At 53.9% G+C, this 19890-nt stretch carries 17 protein-coding genes; 11 read left to right on the forward strand and 6 right to left on the reverse strand.

Features of this window, described 5'->3' with window-relative positions:
- Positions 1-6 precede the first annotated feature (6 nt).
- The 3 genes from cyoA to PGR09_RS01035 form a co-directional block, all read right to left on the reverse strand.
- Positions 7-951 (reverse strand): cytochrome o ubiquinol oxidase subunit II, encoded by a 945-nt coding sequence (gene cyoA, locus PGR09_RS01025; RefSeq protein ID WP_015704588.1) that lies wholly within the window; start codon positions 949-951, stop codon positions 7-9.
- 480 nt (positions 952-1431) lie between these two features.
- Positions 1432-2907 (reverse strand): muropeptide MFS transporter AmpG, encoded by a 1476-nt coding sequence (gene ampG / locus PGR09_RS01030; RefSeq protein WP_045390843.1) that lies wholly within the window; start codon positions 2905-2907, stop codon positions 1432-1434.
- Positions 2908-2951: 44 nt separating this feature from the next.
- A complete protein-coding gene (locus PGR09_RS01035) occupies positions 2952-3530 on the reverse strand; it encodes a lipoprotein (RefSeq protein ID WP_045390841.1) in 579 nt (192 codons plus the stop codon).
- 381 nt (positions 3531-3911) lie between these two features.
- Between PGR09_RS01035 and bolA the strand changes: the two genes are divergently transcribed.
- The 9 genes from bolA to PGR09_RS01080 all read left to right on the forward strand — a co-directional run bounded on the left by bolA (position 3912) and on the right by PGR09_RS01080 (position 14349).
- A complete protein-coding gene (gene bolA / locus PGR09_RS01040) occupies positions 3912-4229 on the forward strand; it encodes a transcriptional regulator BolA (RefSeq protein WP_015367954.1) in 318 nt (105 codons plus the stop codon).
- 345 nt (positions 4230-4574) lie between these two features.
- Positions 4575-5873 (forward strand): trigger factor, encoded by a 1299-nt coding sequence (gene tig / locus PGR09_RS01045; RefSeq protein ID WP_015367952.1) that lies wholly within the window; start codon positions 4575-4577, stop codon positions 5871-5873.
- 311 nt (positions 5874-6184) lie between these two features.
- Complete coding sequence (gene clpP / locus PGR09_RS01050; protein ID WP_003021624.1) at positions 6185-6808, forward strand: ATP-dependent Clp endopeptidase proteolytic subunit ClpP; 624 nt, start codon at positions 6185-6187, stop codon at positions 6806-6808.
- Between the two features lie 134 nt (positions 6809-6942).
- Positions 6943-8217: an ATP-dependent protease ATP-binding subunit ClpX gene (gene clpX / locus PGR09_RS01055; RefSeq protein WP_015704591.1), complete on the forward strand. Its 1275-nt coding sequence runs from the start codon at positions 6943-6945 to the stop codon at positions 8215-8217.
- A gap of 183 nt (positions 8218-8400) precedes the next feature.
- Positions 8401-10755 (forward strand): endopeptidase La, encoded by a 2355-nt coding sequence (gene lon / locus PGR09_RS01060; protein ID WP_015367948.1) that lies wholly within the window; start codon positions 8401-8403, stop codon positions 10753-10755.
- Positions 10756-10961: 206 nt separating this feature from the next.
- Positions 10962-11234, forward strand: a complete 273-nt coding sequence (gene hupB / locus PGR09_RS01065; protein ID WP_002444653.1) for a nucleoid-associated protein HU-beta — start codon at positions 10962-10964, stop codon at positions 11232-11234.
- Between the two features lie 214 nt (positions 11235-11448).
- A complete protein-coding gene (ppiD, locus tag PGR09_RS01070) occupies positions 11449-13323 on the forward strand; it encodes a peptidylprolyl isomerase (protein WP_045390838.1) in 1875 nt (624 codons plus the stop codon).
- 148 nt (positions 13324-13471) lie between these two features.
- Entirely contained in the window at positions 13472-13837 is a 366-nt protein-coding gene (locus tag PGR09_RS01075; protein ID WP_315709530.1) for a helix-hairpin-helix domain-containing protein, read from the forward strand.
- Positions 13838-13947: 110 nt separating this feature from the next.
- Positions 13948-14349, forward strand: coding sequence for a YbgC/FadM family acyl-CoA thioesterase (locus PGR09_RS01080; protein ID WP_047078651.1), 402 nt, complete (start codon positions 13948-13950; stop codon positions 14347-14349).
- Between the two features lie 436 nt (positions 14350-14785).
- Here PGR09_RS01080 and queC read toward each other — a convergent pair whose 3' ends face one another.
- On the reverse strand, positions 14786-15496 hold the full coding sequence (queC, locus tag PGR09_RS01085; RefSeq protein ID WP_020079468.1) for a 7-cyano-7-deazaguanine synthase QueC: 711 nt from the start codon (positions 15494-15496) through the stop codon (positions 14786-14788).
- Between the two features lie 66 nt (positions 15497-15562).
- On the reverse strand, positions 15563-17263 hold the full coding sequence (locus PGR09_RS01090; protein ID WP_045393586.1) for an SgrR family transcriptional regulator: 1701 nt from the start codon (positions 17261-17263) through the stop codon (positions 15563-15565).
- A 107-nt stretch (positions 17264-17370) separates the two neighbouring features.
- Between PGR09_RS01090 and cof the strand changes: the two genes are divergently transcribed.
- Positions 17371-18189 carry an HMP-PP phosphatase gene (cof, locus tag PGR09_RS01095; protein WP_047047021.1) on the forward strand — a complete coding sequence of 273 codons (819 nt, stop codon included), beginning with the start codon at positions 17371-17373 and terminating at the stop codon, positions 18187-18189.
- Between the two features lie 44 nt (positions 18190-18233).
- On the opposite strand, the gene PGR09_RS01100 is transcribed toward cof, so the two are convergent.
- Positions 18234-19286, reverse strand: a complete 1053-nt coding sequence (locus tag PGR09_RS01100) for a PLP-dependent cysteine synthase family protein (RefSeq protein WP_045393582.1) — start codon at positions 19284-19286, stop codon at positions 18234-18236.
- A gap of 115 nt (positions 19287-19401) precedes the next feature.
- Between PGR09_RS01100 and PGR09_RS01105 the strand changes: the two genes are divergently transcribed.
- Complete coding sequence (locus tag PGR09_RS01105; RefSeq protein WP_045393580.1) at positions 19402-19860, forward strand: Lrp/AsnC family transcriptional regulator; 459 nt, start codon at positions 19402-19404, stop codon at positions 19858-19860.
- The last annotated feature ends 30 nt before the right edge of the window (positions 19861-19890 follow it).

Genomic DNA, 19890 nt, shown 5'->3' on the forward strand with positions numbered 1-19890 from the left:
GGCCCCTTAGTGAGCGGTTTCCGCGTGGCTCATGTCCATGCCTTCCATCCCTTCGTGCGCAGCGTGCTCGCCTTCAGGTTTAGACATGTTCATGCTCTCGTGAGACATGAATTTGTTAACAACATCTTTGAACAAATCCGGTTTCACGTTAGAGAAGTATTCCACTTTGTTGTTTTCGCTAGGCACAGCCACTTTGTCGAATGCAGCCATGGAGTCCATGGAGTTCGGGGACTGTTTCGCTTTTGCTACCCACTGATCGAAGGTTGCACGATCTGGGGTGGCGATAGCCTTGAACTTCATACCAGAGAAGCCCGGGCCACTATAGCTTGCGGAGATACCGTCATAAGTGCCTGCTTCATCAGCAATGAGGTGCAGCTGAGTCTGCATCCCGGCCATCGCATAAATCTGGCTACCTAAGCGCGGAATAAAGAACGAGTTCATCACGGAGTTGGAAGTGACTTTAAAGTGTACCGGTACGTTCGCCGGGAAGGCGATTTCGTTGACGGTAGCGATACCCTGTTCCGGGTAAATAAAGAACCATTTCCAGTCCATCGATACAACTTCGATGGTGATTGCTTTCTCGTCGTGGACAAGCGGTTTGCTTGGCTCCAGAGCGTGAGTGGTTTTCCAGGTCAGAACGGCCAGGAACAGGATGATCAGAATAGGAACCGTCCAGACCACAGCTTCAACTTTGTTGGAGTGTGACCAGTTCGGGCTATACTTCGCATCTTTATTGCTCGCGCGATACTTCCAGGCAAATCCTACTGCCATTAAGACGGCGGGAATAACGACAATCATCATCAGGCCGAATGCCGTCAGAATCAAAGAGCGTTGCTCCAGTCCAATCTGTCCTTTTGGGTCGAGGAGCGCAGAATCACAACCACTGAGTAATACAGTACCTGCGATTAATGACATCCATCCCAAACTTTTATTGTATTTCCTGAGTCTCATTGAACGACCTCAATTCCACGGGATCTGGTGGCGTTTAAAGTGTACGGGCATTTTACGGTAAGGTTGCATTACTGTAAACACGATTGGATCTGTGTCAGTTCTGTGTTAGCGGGTTCTGCTTGGATTGTCACATATGTTACGGAATGTGACGTAATTGCTTGCAAAGCCTGATTTACGCTGGATCTATAACGAAAGGGATAAGAAAGGGAATGCTTATGGGGATACGGATATAAACATCGTAAAAATAACACAAATAATTAACAATTAATTATCAAATAAAAGACATAAAGAAAACGTTAAAATAAAGTAACGCTGCTGAATCGGTTAAATTAATTAAAGAATCGCGTAAAAATTGTCAATAATTTCCAGAAATCTAAAACGCACAAAACAACAAATCAGTTCTCAGGAAAAATAAAATCGCTAATAAGCCGTTATAATTACCTCAGGTAATTAAAACGGCTATTAACAGTTTGGCGAAAATTAAATCAGCTGCGTTTTGCGTAGCGCCATATAGTCCAGAATCGCGCCGAGCAAAATACCACCGATAGCGGTCAATGCGGCGACTTCCAGCAGGCCTGGCAGGAAGGAAAAAGAGGTGTAATCCAGCGCGTTCATCGCCAACAGCAGCAGCCATATCGCCAGCATCAAACAACCTACCGCCAGGATAACCAGCGCCAGAGCATAAGTTTGCGGGTATTGCGTGCGCGGCAAGAAGCTTTCCGTTCGCTGCGTATATTCCAGCGTACGCCGACACAGAAGCAGGAGCAAAATCCCCGGCACGGCGGCTACGACGGAGAAAAGATAAAACGTCGGCCAGCCGTTCGCTTCAACAAACCAGCCGGCAATCGGACCAACGTAAACGCGACCCACCGCCGACAGTGCCGACAGCAGCGCGAACTGAGTGGCGGAAAACGACTTGTTGCATAGCGTCATTAACAGCGCGACAAATGCCGCGGTGCCCATCCCGCCGCACAGGTTTTCAAAAAATACCGCCGCCGCCATCGAATAAAGATGTTTATCGGTTACCGAGAGGATCCAGTATCCGGCGTTGGAGGCTCCCTGCAGCAGGCCAAAGATCAGCAGGGCGCGGAACAGCGTCAGGCGCTGCATCAGTACGCCGCCGTAGAGTGCGCCGACGATGGTGGCGAACAGGCCCAACGTTTTATTCACCATTCCGACTTCGCCGGCATCAAAACCGACGCCGCGTATAAGGAAAGTGGTGGTCAGGCTCATGGCGAAGGCATCACCGAGCTTATAAAGGACAATTAACAGCAGGATAAGCCAGGCGTTGTTGCGACCGAAGAAATCGCGCAGCGGCGCGGCGACGGCCTGTTCAAGAGATTTGGGCACCGGAATGACGTCGCTGGGCTCCGGCGCTAACAGCGTGGCGATAATGCATGGAATAAGTAACGCGGCCATCAGCCAGTACATACCTTGCCAGCCCAGCCAACGGTCGGCCAGCCAGAGCGCTAACCCTCCGGATACCAGCATCCCCAGGCGATAGCCGAGCACGCTGATGGCCGCACCGGCGCCGCGCTCTTCCGCCGGGAGGACGTCGGTTTTCCAGGCATCAAAGACGATATCCTGCGAGGCGGAGCAAAAAGCGATAACCACAGCCAACGCCGCCATCCAGCGCAACTGCGTTGCGGGTTCAAGAAAGCCCATCGCGGCGATGGCGACGAGTAGCGCTATCTGCGTCGTCAGCAGCCAGCCGCGGCGACGGCCTAAAAACGGCGGCGTGTAGCGGTCCATTAATGGCGACCACAAAAATTTAAATACGTATGCCTGTCCGACGAGAGAGAAGAAGCCGATAGTTTTTAAATCGATATTTTCGACGGTCATCCACGCTTGCAGCGTGCCGGAGGTCAGCGCGAGAGGTAAACCAGAAGCAAAGCCAAGGATCAGCAAAATAGCTGATTTGGGCTGCTGAAAAATACGCAAATAGTGATTGGACATGGCATATAGAGCAGACCCGGCCTGATACCGGGCCTGCTATTTTATTAACGAGCGTTTTGCTTGATGAAGTCGTGAATGCTGGTGTCCTGCGCCATATCGGCGATGGTATCGGTCAGCACGCTATTAACCGCGTTTGCAATGTTCTCGTTGGAAGCCTGGAAAGCGCCCTCAACGGAGTAGCTGGAGCGGTAGTTTTTGGTCATCTTGTTGCCATTAGCGGCGGTGGCGATGATGGCGATATCCGCTTTAGTGGCGATGTTGTAACGCACGTTGCCCTGCGAGACGTCAGCATATAGTTTGTTAACAATGATCTGCAGATCGACGGCGCCATTCGGACCAATCATGTAGCCACGCGCGGTCATCTGCTTCTCAAGCACTTCCTGCAGCAGGAAGCGCAGATCGCGAGAGGCGGTCAGGGTGACCAACTGGTTGTTGCGGGTGACTTTCGCCAGCGCCTGATCGGTACGCTGGTCTGCGCCATTTATGCTGACGGTAACTCCCATCAGGCTCGGATCCTGCTGCGGCAGGGTGATTTTCGGCGATACTTCAATGGTCGTCGGCGGGGTGGCGCATCCTGCGAGTACAAACATCGCGACCAACGGGAATAGAATTTTCTTCAGCATGTTCAGGGTCTCAACGCACGGTGTTGTTATACCCGTCATAATTCAGGTTTCAGGCGCTACGGGGAATCGCGGGCGCTTTTTTCTGCAACTCGAAGTAGTTAGGGTGTTTAAGGAAAATTCCCGCCATCATAACATCGCCAACGGTGAGGGGAAGTGGCTACGAGTGGAAAATCATCGTGTTGTGCGTTTTATGACCTCGTCCCATTTCCGGTGGCGATTTGGCCGGGAGATTTAGCATTCATCATCAGTAAACCTGATACTTTTGCGTGAAAATATCAGAGGAATGCTAATTTTTTGTTGTTTTCTGCCAATGGAAGCGGTAAAAGCGGCTAACATTTAAAGGGAAAGGCGGCATCTCAGCGTTGTCGGAGGAGAAAATTCATGATGATACGTGAGCAGATCGAAGCAAAACTAAGAGCAGCGTTCGACCCGATGTATCTGGAAGTCGTGGATGAAAGCTATCGGCACAACGTCCCCGCGGGCTCTGAAAGTCATTTTAAAGTGGTGTTGGTGAGCGACCGCTTCACCGGCGAACGTTTCCTTAATCGTCATCGTATGATTTACGGTACGTTGACCGAGGAGCTGTCAAGCACCGTGCACGCGCTGGCGCTGCATACTTACACGATTAAAGAGTGGGAAGGGCTACAGGATACCGTCTTTGCCTCTCCGCCATGCCGCGGAGCGGGGAGCATCGCGTAAAAATCACATTTGCAACCGCTGGCGCTTTTCCAGTATGTTGCGTGAAGATTTAGCAAAAACGGCCTGCGGGCCGTTTTCTTTTGCCTGGAAAATGCGCAAAGTTCGCGCTTTTGCAGACAAATTTGAGCGGGAAATGTGAAAAACGCCGCAGCAGTAGGCGACAACCGTTCTCGACTCACAAAAGTGATGCCGCTATAATGCCGCGTCTTATATATGAATGTCTTCGGGATGATTCTGACGACAGGGAATGTGTTTCTGATTTGAAGAGGGCATCCCGGTTCTGCGAAGCCACCTACACGCGCTTCCAGAGTTGACCGAGCACTGTGATTTTTTTGAGGTAACAAGATGCAAGTTTCAGTTGAAACCACTCAGGGCCTTGGGCGCCGTGTAACGATTACTATCGCCGCTGACAGCATCGAGAATGCTGTCAAAAGCGAGCTGGTCAACGTAGCGAAAAAAGTTCGCATTGACGGCTTCCGTAAAGGCAAAGTGCCGATGAATGTTGTTGCTCAGCGTTATGGCGCTTCCGTTCGCCAGGACGTGCTGGGCGACCTGATGAGCCGTCATTTCGTTGACGCGATCATCAAAGAGAAAATTAATCCGGCTGGCGCGCCGAACTACGTTCCGGGCGAATACAAGCTGGGCGAAGACTTCACCTACGCGGTAGAGTTCGAAGTGTATCCGGAAGTTGAGCTGAAAGGTCTGGACGCAATCGAAGTTGAAAAACCGGTTGTTGAAGTTACCGACGCTGACGTTGACGGCATGCTCGACACCCTGCGTAAGCAGCAGGCGAACTGGAAAGAAAAAGAAGGCGCCGTTGACGCTGAAGATCGCGTTACCATCGACTTCACCGGTTCCGTAGACGGCGAAGAGTTCGAAGGCGGTAAAGCGTCTGACTTCGTACTGGCGATGGGCCAGGGCCGTATGATCCCGGGCTTCGAAGACGGTATTAAAGGCCACAAAGCTGGCGAAGAATTCACCATCGACGTGACCTTCCCGGAAGAGTACCACGCTGAAAACCTGAAAGGTAAAGCCGCTAAGTTCGTTATCAACCTGAAAAAAGTTGAAGAACGCGAACTGCCGGAACTGACTGCAGAATTCATCAAACGTTTCGGCGTTGAAGATGGTTCCGTAGAAGGTCTGCGCGCGGAAGTGCGTAAAAACATGGAACGTGAGCTGAAAGGCGCCGTGCGTAACCGCGTTAAATCTCAGGCTATTGAAGGCCTGGTGAAAGCGAACGACATCGACGTTCCTGCTGCCCTGATCGACAGCGAAATCGACGTACTGCGTCGTCAGGCTGCTCAGCGTTTCGGCGGTAACGAGAAACAGGCTCTGGAACTGCCTCGCGAACTGTTCGAAGAGCAGGCTAAACGCCGCGTAGTTGTTGGCCTGCTGCTGGGCGAAGTGATTCGCACCAACGAGCTGAAAGCTGACGAAGAGCGCGTGAAAGGCCTGATCGAAGAGATGGCTTCCGCGTACGAAGATCCGTCAGAAGTGGTTGAGTTCTACAGCAAGAACAAAGAGCTGATGGACAACATGCGCAACGTGGCGCTGGAAGAGCAGGCTGTTGAAGCCGTGCTGGCGAAAGCTAAAGTGTCTGAAAAAGCCACTTCCTTCAACGAACTGATGAACCAGCAGGCGTAATTCCGCCGGGCTGTTTAAAGTTCGCGCAAAAACCCGTTGCCGAAAGGCTGCGGGTTTTTTTATTGCAATGATAGGCTTAGGATGAGTGCTAAAACACATTTTCAGTGATAGCGTTACTCCAAAAGGTTGTTATGCTTGAATTATGGCTGCGCCATCCCCATAACCGGGTGACGTATCTGCATCCGCAGCGTCAGAAATAATGACCAGCTCAACGTATCAGTGCCCTGCGGATAGAAACTCTGGCTGATAATCCGTCCATAAGGTTACAATCAGTGCAGCAGGTTTTTTCAAAATTAATCCAGGAGACGGAAATGTCATACAGTGGCGAACGAGATAACTTTGCACCCCATATGGCCCTGGTGCCGATGGTCATTGAACAGACCTCACGCGGTGAACGTTCTTTTGATATCTATTCCCGTCTGCTCAAGGAACGCGTTATTTTCCTGACCGGCCAGGTGGAAGACCACATGGCTAATCTGATCGTGGCGCAGATGCTGTTTCTGGAAGCGGAAAATCCAGAAAAAGATATTTACCTGTACATTAACTCTCCGGGCGGCGTGATCACCGCCGGGATGTCAATTTACGACACCATGCAGTTCATCAAGCCGGACGTCAGCACTATCTGTATGGGGCAGGCGGCTTCGATGGGGGCCTTCCTGCTGACCGCTGGGGCGAAAGGCAAGCGTTTCTGCCTGCCGAACTCCCGCGTGATGATTCACCAGCCGCTGGGCGGCTATCAGGGTCAGGCGACGGACATCGAAATCCACGCCCGTGAAATTCTGAAAGTGAAAGGGCGCATGAATGAACTGATGGCGCATCACACGGGTCAATCCCTTGAGCAGATCGAGCGTGATACCGAGCGCGATCGCTTCCTGTCGGCGTCGGAAGCGGTGGAATACGGACTGGTAGATTCCATCTTGACCCATCGTAATTGATGCCCGTGGCGTAAGGGTGCCGCTATACTTGTTTTAACTACTGGGCGGCACAACGCGTCACCGCGACTTGCGCCTGAGAATGGCATTTGCGTCGTCATCTGCGGCACAAAGAACTTAAGAAGAGGTTTGGACTCATGACAGATAAACGCAAAGATGGTTCGGGCAAACTGTTGTACTGCTCTTTTTGCGGCAAAAGCCAGCATGAAGTGCGTAAGCTGATCGCCGGGCCATCCGTGTATATCTGCGACGAATGCGTTGATTTATGTAACGACATCATTCGCGAAGAGATTAAAGAAGTCGCTCCGCACCGCGAGCGCAGCGCGCTGCCGACGCCGCACGAAATTCGCCATCATCTGGACGATTATGTTATCGGCCAGGAACAGGCGAAAAAAGTGCTGGCAGTGGCGGTATACAACCACTACAAACGTCTGCGCAACGGCGACACCAGCAACGGCGTAGAACTGGGTAAAAGCAACATTCTGCTGATCGGGCCGACCGGTTCCGGTAAAACGCTGTTGGCGGAAACGCTGGCGCGTCTGTTGGATGTTCCGTTTACCATGGCCGATGCCACCACCCTGACCGAAGCGGGTTACGTGGGTGAAGACGTAGAAAACATCATTCAGAAGCTGCTGCAGAAATGCGATTACGATGTGCAGAAAGCGCAGCGCGGCATCGTGTACATCGATGAAATCGACAAAATTTCCCGTAAATCGGATAACCCGTCGATTACCCGCGACGTGTCCGGCGAAGGCGTTCAGCAGGCGCTATTGAAGCTTATCGAAGGCACCGTAGCCGCTGTTCCGCCGCAGGGTGGACGTAAACATCCGCAGCAGGAGTTCCTGCAGGTTGATACCTCCAAGATTCTGTTTATCTGCGGTGGCGCGTTCGCCGGCCTGGACAAAGTGATTTCCCACCGCGTAGAAACCGGCTCCGGCATTGGTTTTGGCGCGACGGTTAAAGCGAAATCTGACAAAGCCAGCGAAGGTGAACTACTGGCGCAGGTCGAGCCGGAAGATCTGATCAAGTTTGGTCTGATCCCGGAATTTATCGGCCGTCTGCCGGTTGTTGCGACGCTGAATGAACTGAGTGAAGAAGCGCTGATTCAGATCCTGAAAGAGCCGAAAAACGCCCTGACTAAGCAGTATCAGGCGCTGTTTGGCCTCGAAGGCGCGGAGCTGGAATTCCGTGATGAAGCGTTGGATGCGATCGCGAAGAAAGCGATGGCGCGTAAAACCGGCGCCCGTGGCCTGCGTTCAATCGTTGAAGCCGCGCTGCTCGACACCATGTACGATCTGCCTTCCATGGAAGATGTCGAAAAAGTGGTGATTGACGAGTCGGTAATCGAAGGTCAGAGCAAACCGCTGCTGATCTACGGCAAGCCGGAAGCGCAGCAGGCATCTGGCGAATAATTCGCCAATCGACACAAGCAGTTAAGCAAAAAGGGGGGATTTTATCCCCCCTTTTATTTTTCCTGTGTTCCCGCCGTTGAATGTATGGAATACATCCCCATATACTGGATTACATATTAACGGCGACGCGTTAATGAAGGTGTCGTCGGCTACCTGGCGGACTTTAAACTAAGAGAGAGCTCTATGAATCCTGAGCGTTCTGAACGCATTGAAATCCCCGTATTGCCGTTGCGCGATGTGGTGGTTTATCCGCACATGGTCATACCCCTGTTTGTAGGGCGGGAAAAATCTATCCGTTGTCTGGAAGCGGCCATGGACCATGATAAAAAAATCATGCTGGTCGCACAGAAAGAAGCGTCGACGGATGAGCCGGGTGTAAACGATCTTTTCACCGTCGGGACCGTGGCGTCAATTTTGCAAATGCTGAAGCTGCCTGATGGCACCGTGAAAGTGCTGGTGGAAGGCTTGCAGCGTGCGCGTATTACTGCGCTGTCCGATAACGGCGAACACTTCTCCGCCAAAGCAGAGTACCTTGCTTCTCCGGTCATTGAAGAGCGTGAGCAGGAAGTGCTGGTGCGTACGGCTATCAGCCAGTTTGAAGGCTACATCAAGCTGAACAAAAAAATCCCACCGGAAGTGCTGACGTCGCTGAATAGCATCGACGATCCCGCACGTCTGGCGGATACCATCGCTGCGCATATGCCGCTTAAGCTGGCGGACAAACAGTCCGTGCTGGAGATGTCCGACGTGAACGAGCGTCTGGAATATCTGATGGCGATGATGGAATCTGAAATCGATCTGCTGCAGGTTGAGAAACGCATTCGCAACCGCGTGAAAAAGCAGATGGAAAAATCTCAGCGTGAGTACTATCTGAATGAGCAAATGAAAGCCATCCAGAAAGAGCTCGGCGAGATGGATGACGCCCCGGACGAAAACGAAGCGCTGAAGCGTAAGATCGACGCGGCGAAGATGCCGAAAGAGGCGAAAGAAAAAACCGAAGCGGAACTGCAAAAGCTGAAGATGATGTCCCCGATGTCGGCGGAAGCCACCGTCGTGCGCGGCTACATCGACTGGATGGTGCAGGTGCCATGGAATGCCCGCAGCAAGGTCAAAAAAGATCTGCGTCAGGCGCAGGAGATTCTCGATACCGACCACTATGGTCTGGAACGAGTCAAGGACCGCATCCTTGAGTATCTTGCGGTGCAGAGTCGCGTTAACAAGCTGAAAGGGCCGATCCTGTGCCTGGTTGGACCGCCGGGGGTAGGTAAAACCTCGCTGGGTCAATCTATTGCCAAAGCCACCGGGCGTAAGTACGTGCGCATGGCGTTGGGCGGCGTGCGTGATGAAGCGGAAATCCGTGGTCACCGCCGTACCTATATTGGTTCCATGCCGGGTAAACTGATCCAGAAAATGGCGAAAGTCGGGGTGAAAAACCCGCTGTTCCTGCTGGATGAGATCGACAAAATGTCCTCCGACATGCGCGGCGATCCGGCCTCAGCGTTGCTGGAAGTACTGGACCCGGAACAGAACGTGGCCTTTAACGACCATTATCTGGAAGTGGACTACGATCTCAGCGACGTCATGTTCGTGGCGACCTCCAACTCCATGAATATTCCGGCTCCGCTGTTGGACCGTATGGAAGTCATTCGTCTCTCCGGTTATACCGAAGATGAAAAACTGAACATTGCTAAGCGCCACCTGCTGCCGAAGCAGATCGAACGCAACGCGCTGAAAAAAGGCGAGCTGACGGTCGACGATAGCGCCATTATCGGCATTATTCGTTACTACACCCGTGAAGCGGGCGTTCGTAGCCTGGAGCGTGAAATCTCCAAACTGTGTCGTAAGGCCGTTAAACAGCTGTTGCTGGATAAATCGCTGAAACACATCGAGATTAACGGTGAAAATCTGCATGATTATCTTGGCGTGCAGCGCTTTGACTATGGCCGTGCGGATAGTGAAAACCGCGTAGGTCAGGTGACCGGTCTGGCGTGGACGGAAGTGGGCGGCGATCTGCTGACCATCGAAACCGCCTGCGTTCCGGGCAAAGGCAAGTTAACCTATACCGGTTCACTCGGCGAAGTCATGCAGGAGTCGATTCAGGCTGCGCTGACCGTGGTGCGCGCGCGTGCTGAGAAGCTCGGTATCAATCCGGACTTCTACGAAAAACGCGATATTCACGTGCACGTGCCGGAAGGGGCAACGCCAAAAGATGGTCCGAGCGCCGGTACGGCGATGTGCACCGCGTTGGTTTCCTGTCTAACCGGTAACCCGGTACGCGCCGATGTGGCGATGACAGGGGAAATCACCCTGCGCGGCCAGGTGCTGCCGATCGGCGGTCTGAAGGAAAAACTGCTGGCGGCGCATCGTGGGGGCATTAAGACTGTTCTGATTCCTTACGAAAACAAGCGTGACCTTGAAGAAATTCCGGAAAACGTTATCGCCGATTTGGATATCCATCCGGTACAGCGAATCGAGGAAGTTCTGACACTTGCTCTGCAAAATGAACCGTTTGGCATGCAGGTTGTAAGCGCAAAATAGTGATATCGCGCAAATAGCGTTAAGAAAAGTGGGGCTGGTAAGTAAATTCGTACTTGCCAGCCTTTTTTTGTGTAGCTAACTTAGATCGCTGGCAGGGGTCATCGACAACTCTGTTGTAAGGGCATGACAGTCCTGATATAACTGCTGCGCGGTCGCGCCATGAAGGATTCTGGTGCGATATAAATTATAAAGAGAGGAAGAGAACAGTGAATAAATCTCAACTGATTGACAAAATTGCTGCGGGTGCGGACATTTCTAAAGCTGCAGCTGGACGTGCGTTAGATGCTTTGATCGCTTCTGTTACTGAATCTCTGCAAGCTGGGGATGACGTTGCGCTGGTAGGGTTCGGTACTTTTGCTGTTAAAGAGCGTGCTGCCCGTACTGGTCGCAACCCACAAACAGGTAAAGAAATTACCATTGCTGCCGCTAAAGTACCGGGCTTCCGTGCAGGTAAAGCGCTGAAAGACGCGGTAAACTAATCGGCTCTCCCGTCAGGGAATGTGACGAAGTACAAGGGCGCATCGCGAGATGTGCCTTTTTTATTTGTCCAGAACGCGACTTTATGTGTGTTTATGCGCACTTGTGGGCTGACAATTGCCCTGTTTTCTTGTCAAAATACGTCCTCACGCGCGGCAGCCATCACGTGCTATGCTGCGCGAGCAAAAGTCATCTACAGCGGAGCGTTGTTACACCATGATGGACAACCTACGCACGGCCGCCAACAGCGTCGTGCTCAAGATTATTTTCGGTATCATTATCGTCTCGTTCATTTTGACCGGGGTGAGTGGTTACCTGATTGGCGGCGGCAACAACTATGCCGCAAAAGTGAATGGTCAGGAGATTGGCCGCGCGCAGTTTGAAAATGCCGTTGCCAGCGAGCGTAACCGCATGCAGCAGCAGCTAGGCGATCAGTTCTCCGAACTGGCGGCCAACGAAAACTACATGAAGACCATGCGTCAGCAGGTGTTGAACCGCCTGATCGACGAATCGCTGCTGGACCAGTATGCTCGTCAACTGGGCCTTAGCATCAGCGACGACCAGGTGAAACAGGCCATCTTCCAGACCCAGGCCTTCCAGTCAAACGGCAAGTTTGATAACGAACGTTTCACCGGTATCGTGAATCAAATGGGCATGACCACCGATCAATACGCGCAAGCGCTGCGTAATCAGCTGACCACGCAGCAGCTGATCAACGCGGTAGCCGGTACCGATTTCATGTTGCCGGGCGAGTCCGATCAACTGGCGGCGCTGGTCTCCCAGCAGCGCGTGGTTCGTGAAGCGACTATCGATGTTAACGCTCTGGCGGCGAAACAGACCGTTAGCGATGAAGAGATTAACGCCTTCTGGCAGCAGAACCAGGCCCGTTTTATGGCGCCGGAGCAGTTCCGCGTGAGCTACATCAAGATGGATGCCGCCAGCATGCAGGAAAACGCCTCTGACGAAGAAATTCAGTCATGGTACGACCAGCATAAAGATCAGTTCACTCAGCCGCAGCGTAATCGCTACAGCGTGATTCAGACTAAAACTGAAGCTGATGCGAAAGCGGTACTGGCCGAACTGCAAAAAGGCGCCGACTTCGCCACGCTGGCAAAAGAGAAATCGACCGACATCATCTCCGCGCGTAACGGCGGCGATATGGGCTGGATGGAAGAGGCTTCCACCGTGCCTGAGCTGAAAGATGCCGGCCTGAAAGACAAAGGCCAGCTTTCCGGGGTGATTAAATCTTCCGTAGGTTTCCTGGTGGCGCGCCTGGACGATGTTCAGCCAGCGCAGGTCAAACCGCTGGCCGACGTGCGTAACGACATCGCGGCAAAAGTGAAGCAGGAAAAAGCGCTGGATGCTTACTACGCGCTACAGCAGAAGGTTAGCGATGCGGCTAGCAACGATAACGAATCTCTGGCGGGGGCCGCGCAGGTCGCCGGCCTGAAAGTGGTTGAGACCGGCTGGTTCGGTCGTAACAACTTACCGGAAGAGCTGAACTTCAAGCCGGTTGCCGATGCTATCTTTAATGGCGGTCTGGTGGGTGAAAACGGCGCGCCGGGTAATAACTCCGACATCATTACCGTTGACGGCGATCGCGCCTTTGTCCTGCGTATTAGCGAGCACAAAGCGGAAAGCGTTAAACCGCTGGCGGAAGTGAAAGCGCAGGTGACTGATATCGTGAAGCGCAACAAAGCGGAACAGCAGGCGAAACTGGATGCCGATAAACTGTTGGCCGACCTGAAAGCGGGCAAAGGCGATGAAGCGATGAAAGCCGCCGGCCTGAGCTTCGGCGCGGCGCAGACGCTGTCCCGTACCGGTCAGGATCCGCTGAGCCAGGCAGCCTTCTCCCTGCCGCTGCCGCAGAAAGATAAAGCGAGCTACGGCGTGGGCAACGATGCCAAAGGCAACGTAGTATTGTTGGCGCTTGATGAAGTGAAAGCGGGTTCTATGCCAGAAGAGCAGAAGAAAGCGATGGTGCAGGGTATTACCCAGAATAATGCGCAAATCGCATTCGAAGCGCTGATGAGCAACCTGCGTAAAGACGCCAAAATCAAGCTTGGCGACCTCGTCGACCAGCAGCAATAATTTCGCGCCGCCTCGCAAAACGAGGTAACGCGATGCAATACTCAAAGGCCGCTTTCGCGGCCTTTTCCATTTCCGCAATCTGCCTTTTGTACTCCGTTTTCGCAGCCGCTATCGTGACCTTGCTGTCTACAAACAAGGAGATAACAGCATGAACAGAGGAATGAAAATGGTTATTGTCGCCGTGTTGCTGGCTTGTACGGCGGGTTCTCAGGGGGCGCTGGCGGCATCGGCGAGCGGCAAGGCGGCATCGGCAAAAGAGACTATTCAGGCGCCGCAGACGAAAATGCCGGAGGAAGGGAAAACGACGGATAACGTCGGCGTGCGGGTCAGCATCAATAATGCCAGCGCGGAGGAGCTAGCACAGGCCATGAACGGCGTTGGGCTTAAGAAAGCGCAGGCAATCGTCAGCTACCGCGAAGAGTACGGGCCGTTTAAGACTCTCGACGATCTTAAACAGGTTCCGGGGATGGGCAGTTCGCTGGTAGAGAGAAATCTGTCACATCTGACGCTCTAATTTCACCCGCTGGTTTGCACAGTGGCAAATCTTTGCCATGCTAAAGAGGTTATGCCATCTGGTGTGACCTCTTACCTGATTAACAACAATAATAGTAAGGCATGTGCGCTATGCAGACTCAAATTAAAGTTCGCGGTTATCATCTGGACGTTTACCAGCACGTTAACAATGCTCGTTATCTGGAGTTTCTCGAAGAGGCGCGCTGGGATGGGCTGGAGAGTAGCCCGGCGTTTCACTGGATGACCAGCCATAACATCGCTTTTGTAGTGGTCAATATCAATATCAATTATCGCCGCCCGGCGGTACTCGGGGATGAACTTACCGTGACCAGTAAGCTGGAGCAGTTGAACGGTAAAAGCGGCACCTTAAGTCAGGTGGTGACCCTTAATCCTAACGGTGAAGTGGTGGCCGATGCGCTGATTACCTTTGTTTGCATTGATCTGAAAACGCAGAAGGCGCAGCCGCTGGAAGGGGAGTTGCGCGAAAAGCTCGACCAGATGAATTTACGCTAACAACAGCCGGACCGCGGAGAGCGGTGAACCCGTAGCCCCGGTAAGCGAAGCGCCACCGGGGAGGTTGAACTCAGGCTTCGTGCCAATCGATTCCCGGAGGCGGCGCCTGACGCGTCTTTTCCGGGCTACCGGCTGGTGGAATGCGGTGAATCCGTAGCCCCGGTAAGCGAAGCGCCACCGGGGAGGTTGAACTCAGGCTTCGTGCCAATTGTTTCCCGGAGGCGGCGCCTGACGCGCCTTTTCCGGGCTATCGGCTGGTGGGACGCGGTGAACCCGTAGCCCCGGTAAGCGAAGCGCCACCGGGGAGGTTGAACTCAGGCTTCGTGCCAATCGATTCCCGGAGGCGGCGCCTGACGCGCCTTTTCCGGGCTACCGGCTGGTGGGACGCTGTGAATCCGTAGCCCCGGTAAGCGAAGCGCCACCGGGGAGGTTGAACTTAAGCTTCGTGCCCCTGGCCCAGACCGGTTTTTTGCTTCATGACCGCCATCACGCCGGCCTTATCGCCCAGATATTGATTCAGGCCGTTGGCGCGCAGGTTGCAGGCCGCACACTGGCCGCAGCCGTCGCCCTTGATGCCGTTATAGCAGGTGAGCGTTTCGCGGCGAACCAGATCCAACTGGCCCCAATAATCGGCCAGCGCCCAGGTTTCGGCTTTGTTGAGCCACATCAGCGGCGTTTCAAAACGTATATCTTTTGCCATGCCAAGGCTAACCGCGTGGTGCAGCGCTTTAACAAATTCGTCGCGGCAGTCCGGGTAACCGGAGAAGTCGGTCTCGCAAACGCCGGTAATAATTGCTTCAGCCTTAACCTGATAGGCGTAGATCGCCGTCAGGGTTAAAAACAGAATATTGCGACCTGGAACGAAGGTATTCGGAATACCATCGGCATCCGGCTCGTAATCCGGTACCGGAATGCTATCGCGCGTCAGGCTGCTCACCGCCAGTTCGTTAAGCAGCGTAACGTCCAGCACTTTATGCGCCACCGCGCCCAGTTTTAGCGCCAGCTCGCGAGCCACGTCAATCTCGGCGCGGTGGCGTTGGCCATAATCAAAAGTGACGCAATGCACTTCGTCATACTGTTCCAGTGCCTGCACCAGGCAGGTTGTTGAGTCTTGTCCTCCGCTGAAGACCACTACGGCGCGTTTCATAGCAATTCCTGACTAAATAAGTGAGAGCGATATGGTACCGTCAGACGCTCGCGGCGACCAGCTCTCTCACGCCGATGATGCCGGTAGCCAGGCGCTGGCGAAGTCGAACCAGCCTCGGGCATTGAGGCGCAGGCCGTTAACACCCGGCGGTGCGCTGATGCGGTAATTGTATTTGAATAACGGCGTCATGATGGCGTCATCCATCAGCGTATTGAAGACGTTGCGCAGGGCATCGTTGCGGCTACGCGCTTCGGGCTGCGCCTGCACGGCATCTAATGTTGCCTGCAGGTGCGCATATTGCGCCCCGGTCAGCAAATTAGGCCATAGCGTGTCGCAGCGTAGCCACTGTTCAAGGGTATATTCCGGCGCTTCGCCAATCAGGCGATCGCCCATCATCATATCGGCCTGTGCCAGATATCGGCAGCCGTCCCAATTTTTGGCGTCGTGAAAAATGAGCGTCAGTTCGCAGCCGAGAGAGGCGAGGCGCCGTTTCAGCTGCTCAGCCATAGTGTGTAATTCGACCGGCAAATGATAGAGCAGGGTAAGCTGGCGAGGCAGCGGCACCTCATGGTTTTCCGGGCCCTGAGGAATGGACCAGCCGGGCAGTACCTCATGGCTCGGCGTGATCAGATCTTCGTCCAGCGGTAGCGTTTCCAGCAACGACGAGCGGTGGATAATCGAAATCAGCCGCTGGGCCTGCGCTTTACTGAGACGTGGACTCTGACGCAGGGTCAAATAGCAGAAACCGAGGCTGATGCTATTGCTCACCTGGCGCAGATTATTGAGCTCCTCAGGATCGCCGATGGTGATCTGTACCGGATGGCGACAGCTGGTGCCGAGATCGCTTTCGAATAGCTGCGGCGTGATCCAGTATTCTACCGCCTGGATCAGCGGATGCTGTAAATGGTAGCGGGGATGGTTTTCCAGACGAACCAGATCCGGGCCAAAAAGTTTCAATCGGAACGGGCCGCTGCCGATTGCCGGATCGTCAGGATGCGCCAGCACGCTGCAATAGCTGGCTAAACGGAACGGTAGCCAGTAGTCCGGGCGATGCAGCGTAATCGTCAAACACTGGGCGTGGGTGACATCGATGCGGCTAATGCTGGCAAAAAGGGTGCGGAGAGCCGGCAGTTCCAGTAGCAACAGTAGTCTTTGCCGCAGCTGTGAGGTTTCCACGGTATCGCCGTTATGCCAGCACAGGGTCGAGCGGATATAAAAGTGCCACCGTAATCCATCGGGTGATACCTGCCAGTGGTGCGCCAGATCGCCCACCGGCGTATTATCGCTATCGTCGAAACGCGTCAGGCCGGAATAGATCTGCCCGGCCAAATGTTGTTCCGCACGACCGGGAAGAAAACCGGGGCGCAGCGGTTCCAGCGGCCGATAATAAGGGATACGCAGCGTCGGGGTATTGTTTTGCCACTGGCCGCCGAGGAAGGGGTGCAGCAACGCTTTCAGCTCAACCGGCGCCAACTGCGCCAGCTCCAGCGCGTTTTGCTGCTGACCCTTATTCAGCGCCTGTTCCATCATCTCGTTACGCAGGCTTTCCGGAGTTTTGTGAAAACAAAGCATTCCGCGCTTGCCGCGCCCGGAGCTGGCCTGCCAGCTTAACCAACCGGCCTCCTGGGCCTGGCGTAACAGCGTACGGATATGGCGCTCGCTACAAAAACAGCGCTCCGCCAGTTCGCCGACGGTCACCTGCTGCGGCGCGCCGGACGACGGCTGCCATAGCCGCTGGTACTGATTTAAACGGTTTAATAATCTCATTTGCGGAAAACCCGGAACAATAAAAAATATCTATTCACTATTACTTCCGTATATCTCAGGCGATACTGCAACACAAGCGAAACCCATCACACATCGGGGAAAATACCATGGCAAAACTGGCGGCATTTGATATGGACGGCACCCTGCTGATGCCGGACCATCGTCTCGGAGAACTGACCCTCACGGCGCTGAGACGGTTGCGTGAACGCGATATCGCCCTGACTTTCGCCACCGGTCGCCATGCTCTGGAAATGCGCCATCTGATCGGCGAGTTTTCCCTTGATGCTTTTCTGATTACCGGCAACGGTACGCGCATCCATTCACTGGAAGGCGACGAGCTGTACCGTCAGGATTTGAACCCTGAAGTGGCGGAAGAGGTGCTGCATAGCGTGTGGGATACTCAGGCCAGCATGCACGTTTTTAACGACGGCGGCTGGTTTACCGGCCAGGCAAGGCCGGAACTGCTCCGAGCTCACGCCTTCAGCGGCTTTCATTATCAACTGCGCGATCCGAAACGGATGCCGGCGCACCACGTCACCAAGATCTGTTTCTGCGGCGATCATGACGATCTGCGCCGTCTGCGGATCCAGCTAAATGAAGCGTTAGGCGCTCGCGCGTTTATTTGCTTTTCGGCGATGGATTGTCTGGAGGTACTGCCGGTCGGCTGTAATAAAGGCACGGCGCTGGCGGTGCTGAGCCAGCACTTAGGTTTCTCGTTGCAGGACTGCATGGCATTTGGCGATGCAATGAACGATCGCGAGATGCTTGGTAGCGTAGGGCGAGGATTCATTATGGGTAACGCGATGCCGCAGCTCAAAGCTGAACTGCCGCATCTACCGATCATCGGCGACTGCCGTCATCAGGCGGTTTCCCACTTTTTAACACATTGGCTGGATAATCCTGATCTTCCTTATTCCCCCGAATAGAGAGACCCTACCAGCAAGCCGGATAGCGTTCTATCCGGCTTTTTTTATTGCGCGCCGCTCAGTTGCATAATCTGCGTCTGCCACGGGGTAATATCGCCGATATTCGCCGCGACCCACTGCGGGTTATAATAGCTTTCGAGGTAACGTTCGCCGCTGTCGCACAACAGGGTGACGATAGAGCCCGTACGTCCTTCATCGCGCATCCGTGCGGCCAGCTGCAGTACGCCCCACATATTGGTGCCGGTGGAGGCGCCGACTTTTCTTCCAAGCTGGGTTTCCAGCCACAGTGCGGTGGCGACGCTGGCGGCATCCGGCACGCGCAACATTTCATCGACGACGTCGGGAATAAACGAGGGTTCGACGCGCGGGCGGCCAATACCTTCAATTTTGCTACCGACCGGGCTACGCAGGCTGGCGTCGCGGCTCTGCCAGTAATCGAGGAACACCGAATTCTGCGGGTCGACCACCATCAGTTGCGTCTCGTAGCCCTGACAGCGAATATAGCGGCCAATGGTCGCAGAAGTCCCGCCGGTACCGGCGCTCATGACGATCCACGACGGCTGCGGGTGCGGCTCGTGGGTCATCTGGCGGAAAATGCTGTCGGCAATATTGTTATTGCCGCGCCAGTCGGTGGCGCGCTCGGCGAAAGTGAACTGATCCATATAGTGGCCATTCAACTCGCGCGCCAGCATTTCAGAAGCGGCGTAAATTTCGCAGGCGTTGTCGACGAAATGACAGCGTCCGCCATAAAATTCAATCTGTTCGATTTTACGTTTCGCGGTGCAGGAGGGCATCACGGCAATAAACGGCAGGCCCAGCAGGCGAGCGAAATAGGCTTCTGAGACCGCCGTCGAACCCGAAGACGATTCGATAATCGTAGTGCCTTCTTTGATCCATCCGTTGCACAGTCCGTAGAGAAATAGCGAACGCGCCAGACGGTGCTTGAGGCTACCGGTTGGATGCGTACTTTCATCTTTCAGATAAATAGGGATACCCGGAAAACCAGGCAGCGTCAGGCGGATCAGGTGTGTATCGGCGGAACGCTGGTAGTCGGCGTTAATTTCACTAATGGCATGTTTTACCCAGGCGCTGTTCATCTCGGATTCCTGTTTGTCATTTTGTGCCCAGCTTAGCGGATTGTGCGGGAAAAATTGTTGCTATTTGGCCTTTCAATTACAATTACGGGAGTAAATTATTCTCTCTGGTGGCCTTATGTTAGATAAAATTGACCGTAAGCTGCTGTCGTTGCTGCAAACTGACTGCACCCTCTCTTTGCAGGCGCTGGCGGATGCCGTTAATCTGACCACCACGCCCTGCTGGAAACGGCTCAAGCGCCTTGAGGACGAAGGTATCCTGCGCGAGCGCGTGGCCATTCTGGATGCGGAAAAGCTGGGGCTCGGTCTAACCGCCTTCGTTTTGATAAAAACCCAGCATCACAGCAGTGACTGGTACTGCCGCTTTGTTAGCGAAGTGACGCAAATGGCGGAAGTACTGGGTTTCTGGCGTATGGCTGGCGAGTACGATTACCTGCTACGGGTGCAGGTCGCGGATATGAAGCGCTATGACGACTTTTATAAACGTCTGGTGAACAGCGTGCCGGGGCTGTCGGATGTCACTTCGAGTTTTGCCATGGAACAGATAAAATACACCACGGCCTTGCCTATTGATTAACGGCTTTTTGCCGCCACGAATTATACATTC

This window comes from Klebsiella sp. 141251 (assembly GCF_050600725.1).
GTDB classification, from domain to species: domain Bacteria; phylum Pseudomonadota; class Gammaproteobacteria; order Enterobacterales; family Enterobacteriaceae; genus Klebsiella; species Klebsiella aerogenes.

Bases quoted from the DNA above. Each gene is read 5' to 3' on its own strand.
- queC (WP_020079468.1), bottom strand. From the start codon at position 15,496: ATGAAACGCGCCGTAGTGGTCTTCAGCGGAGGACAAGACTCAACAACC.
- PGR09_RS01080 (WP_047078651.1), top strand. From the start codon at position 13,948: ATGCAGACTCAAATTAAAGTTCGCGGTTATCATCTGGACGTTTACCAG.
- PGR09_RS01035 (WP_045390841.1), bottom strand. From the start codon at position 3,530: ATGCTGAAGAAAATTCTATTCCCGTTGGTCGCGATGTTTGTACTCGCA.
- clpP (WP_003021624.1), top strand. From the start codon at position 6,185: ATGTCATACAGTGGCGAACGAGATAACTTTGCACCCCATATGGCCCTG.
- cof (WP_047047021.1), top strand. From the start codon at position 17,371: ATGGCAAAACTGGCGGCATTTGATATGGACGGCACCCTGCTGATGCCG.
- cyoA (WP_015704588.1), bottom strand. From the start codon at position 951: ATGAGACTCAGGAAATACAATAAAAGTTTGGGATGGATGTCATTAATC.
- clpX (WP_015704591.1), top strand. From the start codon at position 6,943: ATGACAGATAAACGCAAAGATGGTTCGGGCAAACTGTTGTACTGCTCT.
- tig (WP_015367952.1), top strand. From the start codon at position 4,575: ATGCAAGTTTCAGTTGAAACCACTCAGGGCCTTGGGCGCCGTGTAACG.
- lon (WP_015367948.1), top strand. From the start codon at position 8,401: ATGAATCCTGAGCGTTCTGAACGCATTGAAATCCCCGTATTGCCGTTG.
- ampG (WP_045390843.1), bottom strand. From the start codon at position 2,907: ATGTCCAATCACTATTTGCGTATTTTTCAGCAGCCCAAATCAGCTATT.
- PGR09_RS01075 (WP_315709530.1), top strand. From the start codon at position 13,472: ATGAACAGAGGAATGAAAATGGTTATTGTCGCCGTGTTGCTGGCTTGT.
- ppiD (WP_045390838.1), top strand. From the start codon at position 11,449: ATGATGGACAACCTACGCACGGCCGCCAACAGCGTCGTGCTCAAGATT.
- PGR09_RS01105 (WP_045393580.1), top strand. From the start codon at position 19,402: ATGTTAGATAAAATTGACCGTAAGCTGCTGTCGTTGCTGCAAACTGAC.
- bolA (WP_015367954.1), top strand. From the start codon at position 3,912: ATGATGATACGTGAGCAGATCGAAGCAAAACTAAGAGCAGCGTTCGAC.
- PGR09_RS01090 (WP_045393586.1), bottom strand. From the start codon at position 17,263: ATGAGATTATTAAACCGTTTAAATCAGTACCAGCGGCTATGGCAGCCG.
- PGR09_RS01100 (WP_045393582.1), bottom strand. From the start codon at position 19,286: ATGAACAGCGCCTGGGTAAAACATGCCATTAGTGAAATTAACGCCGAC.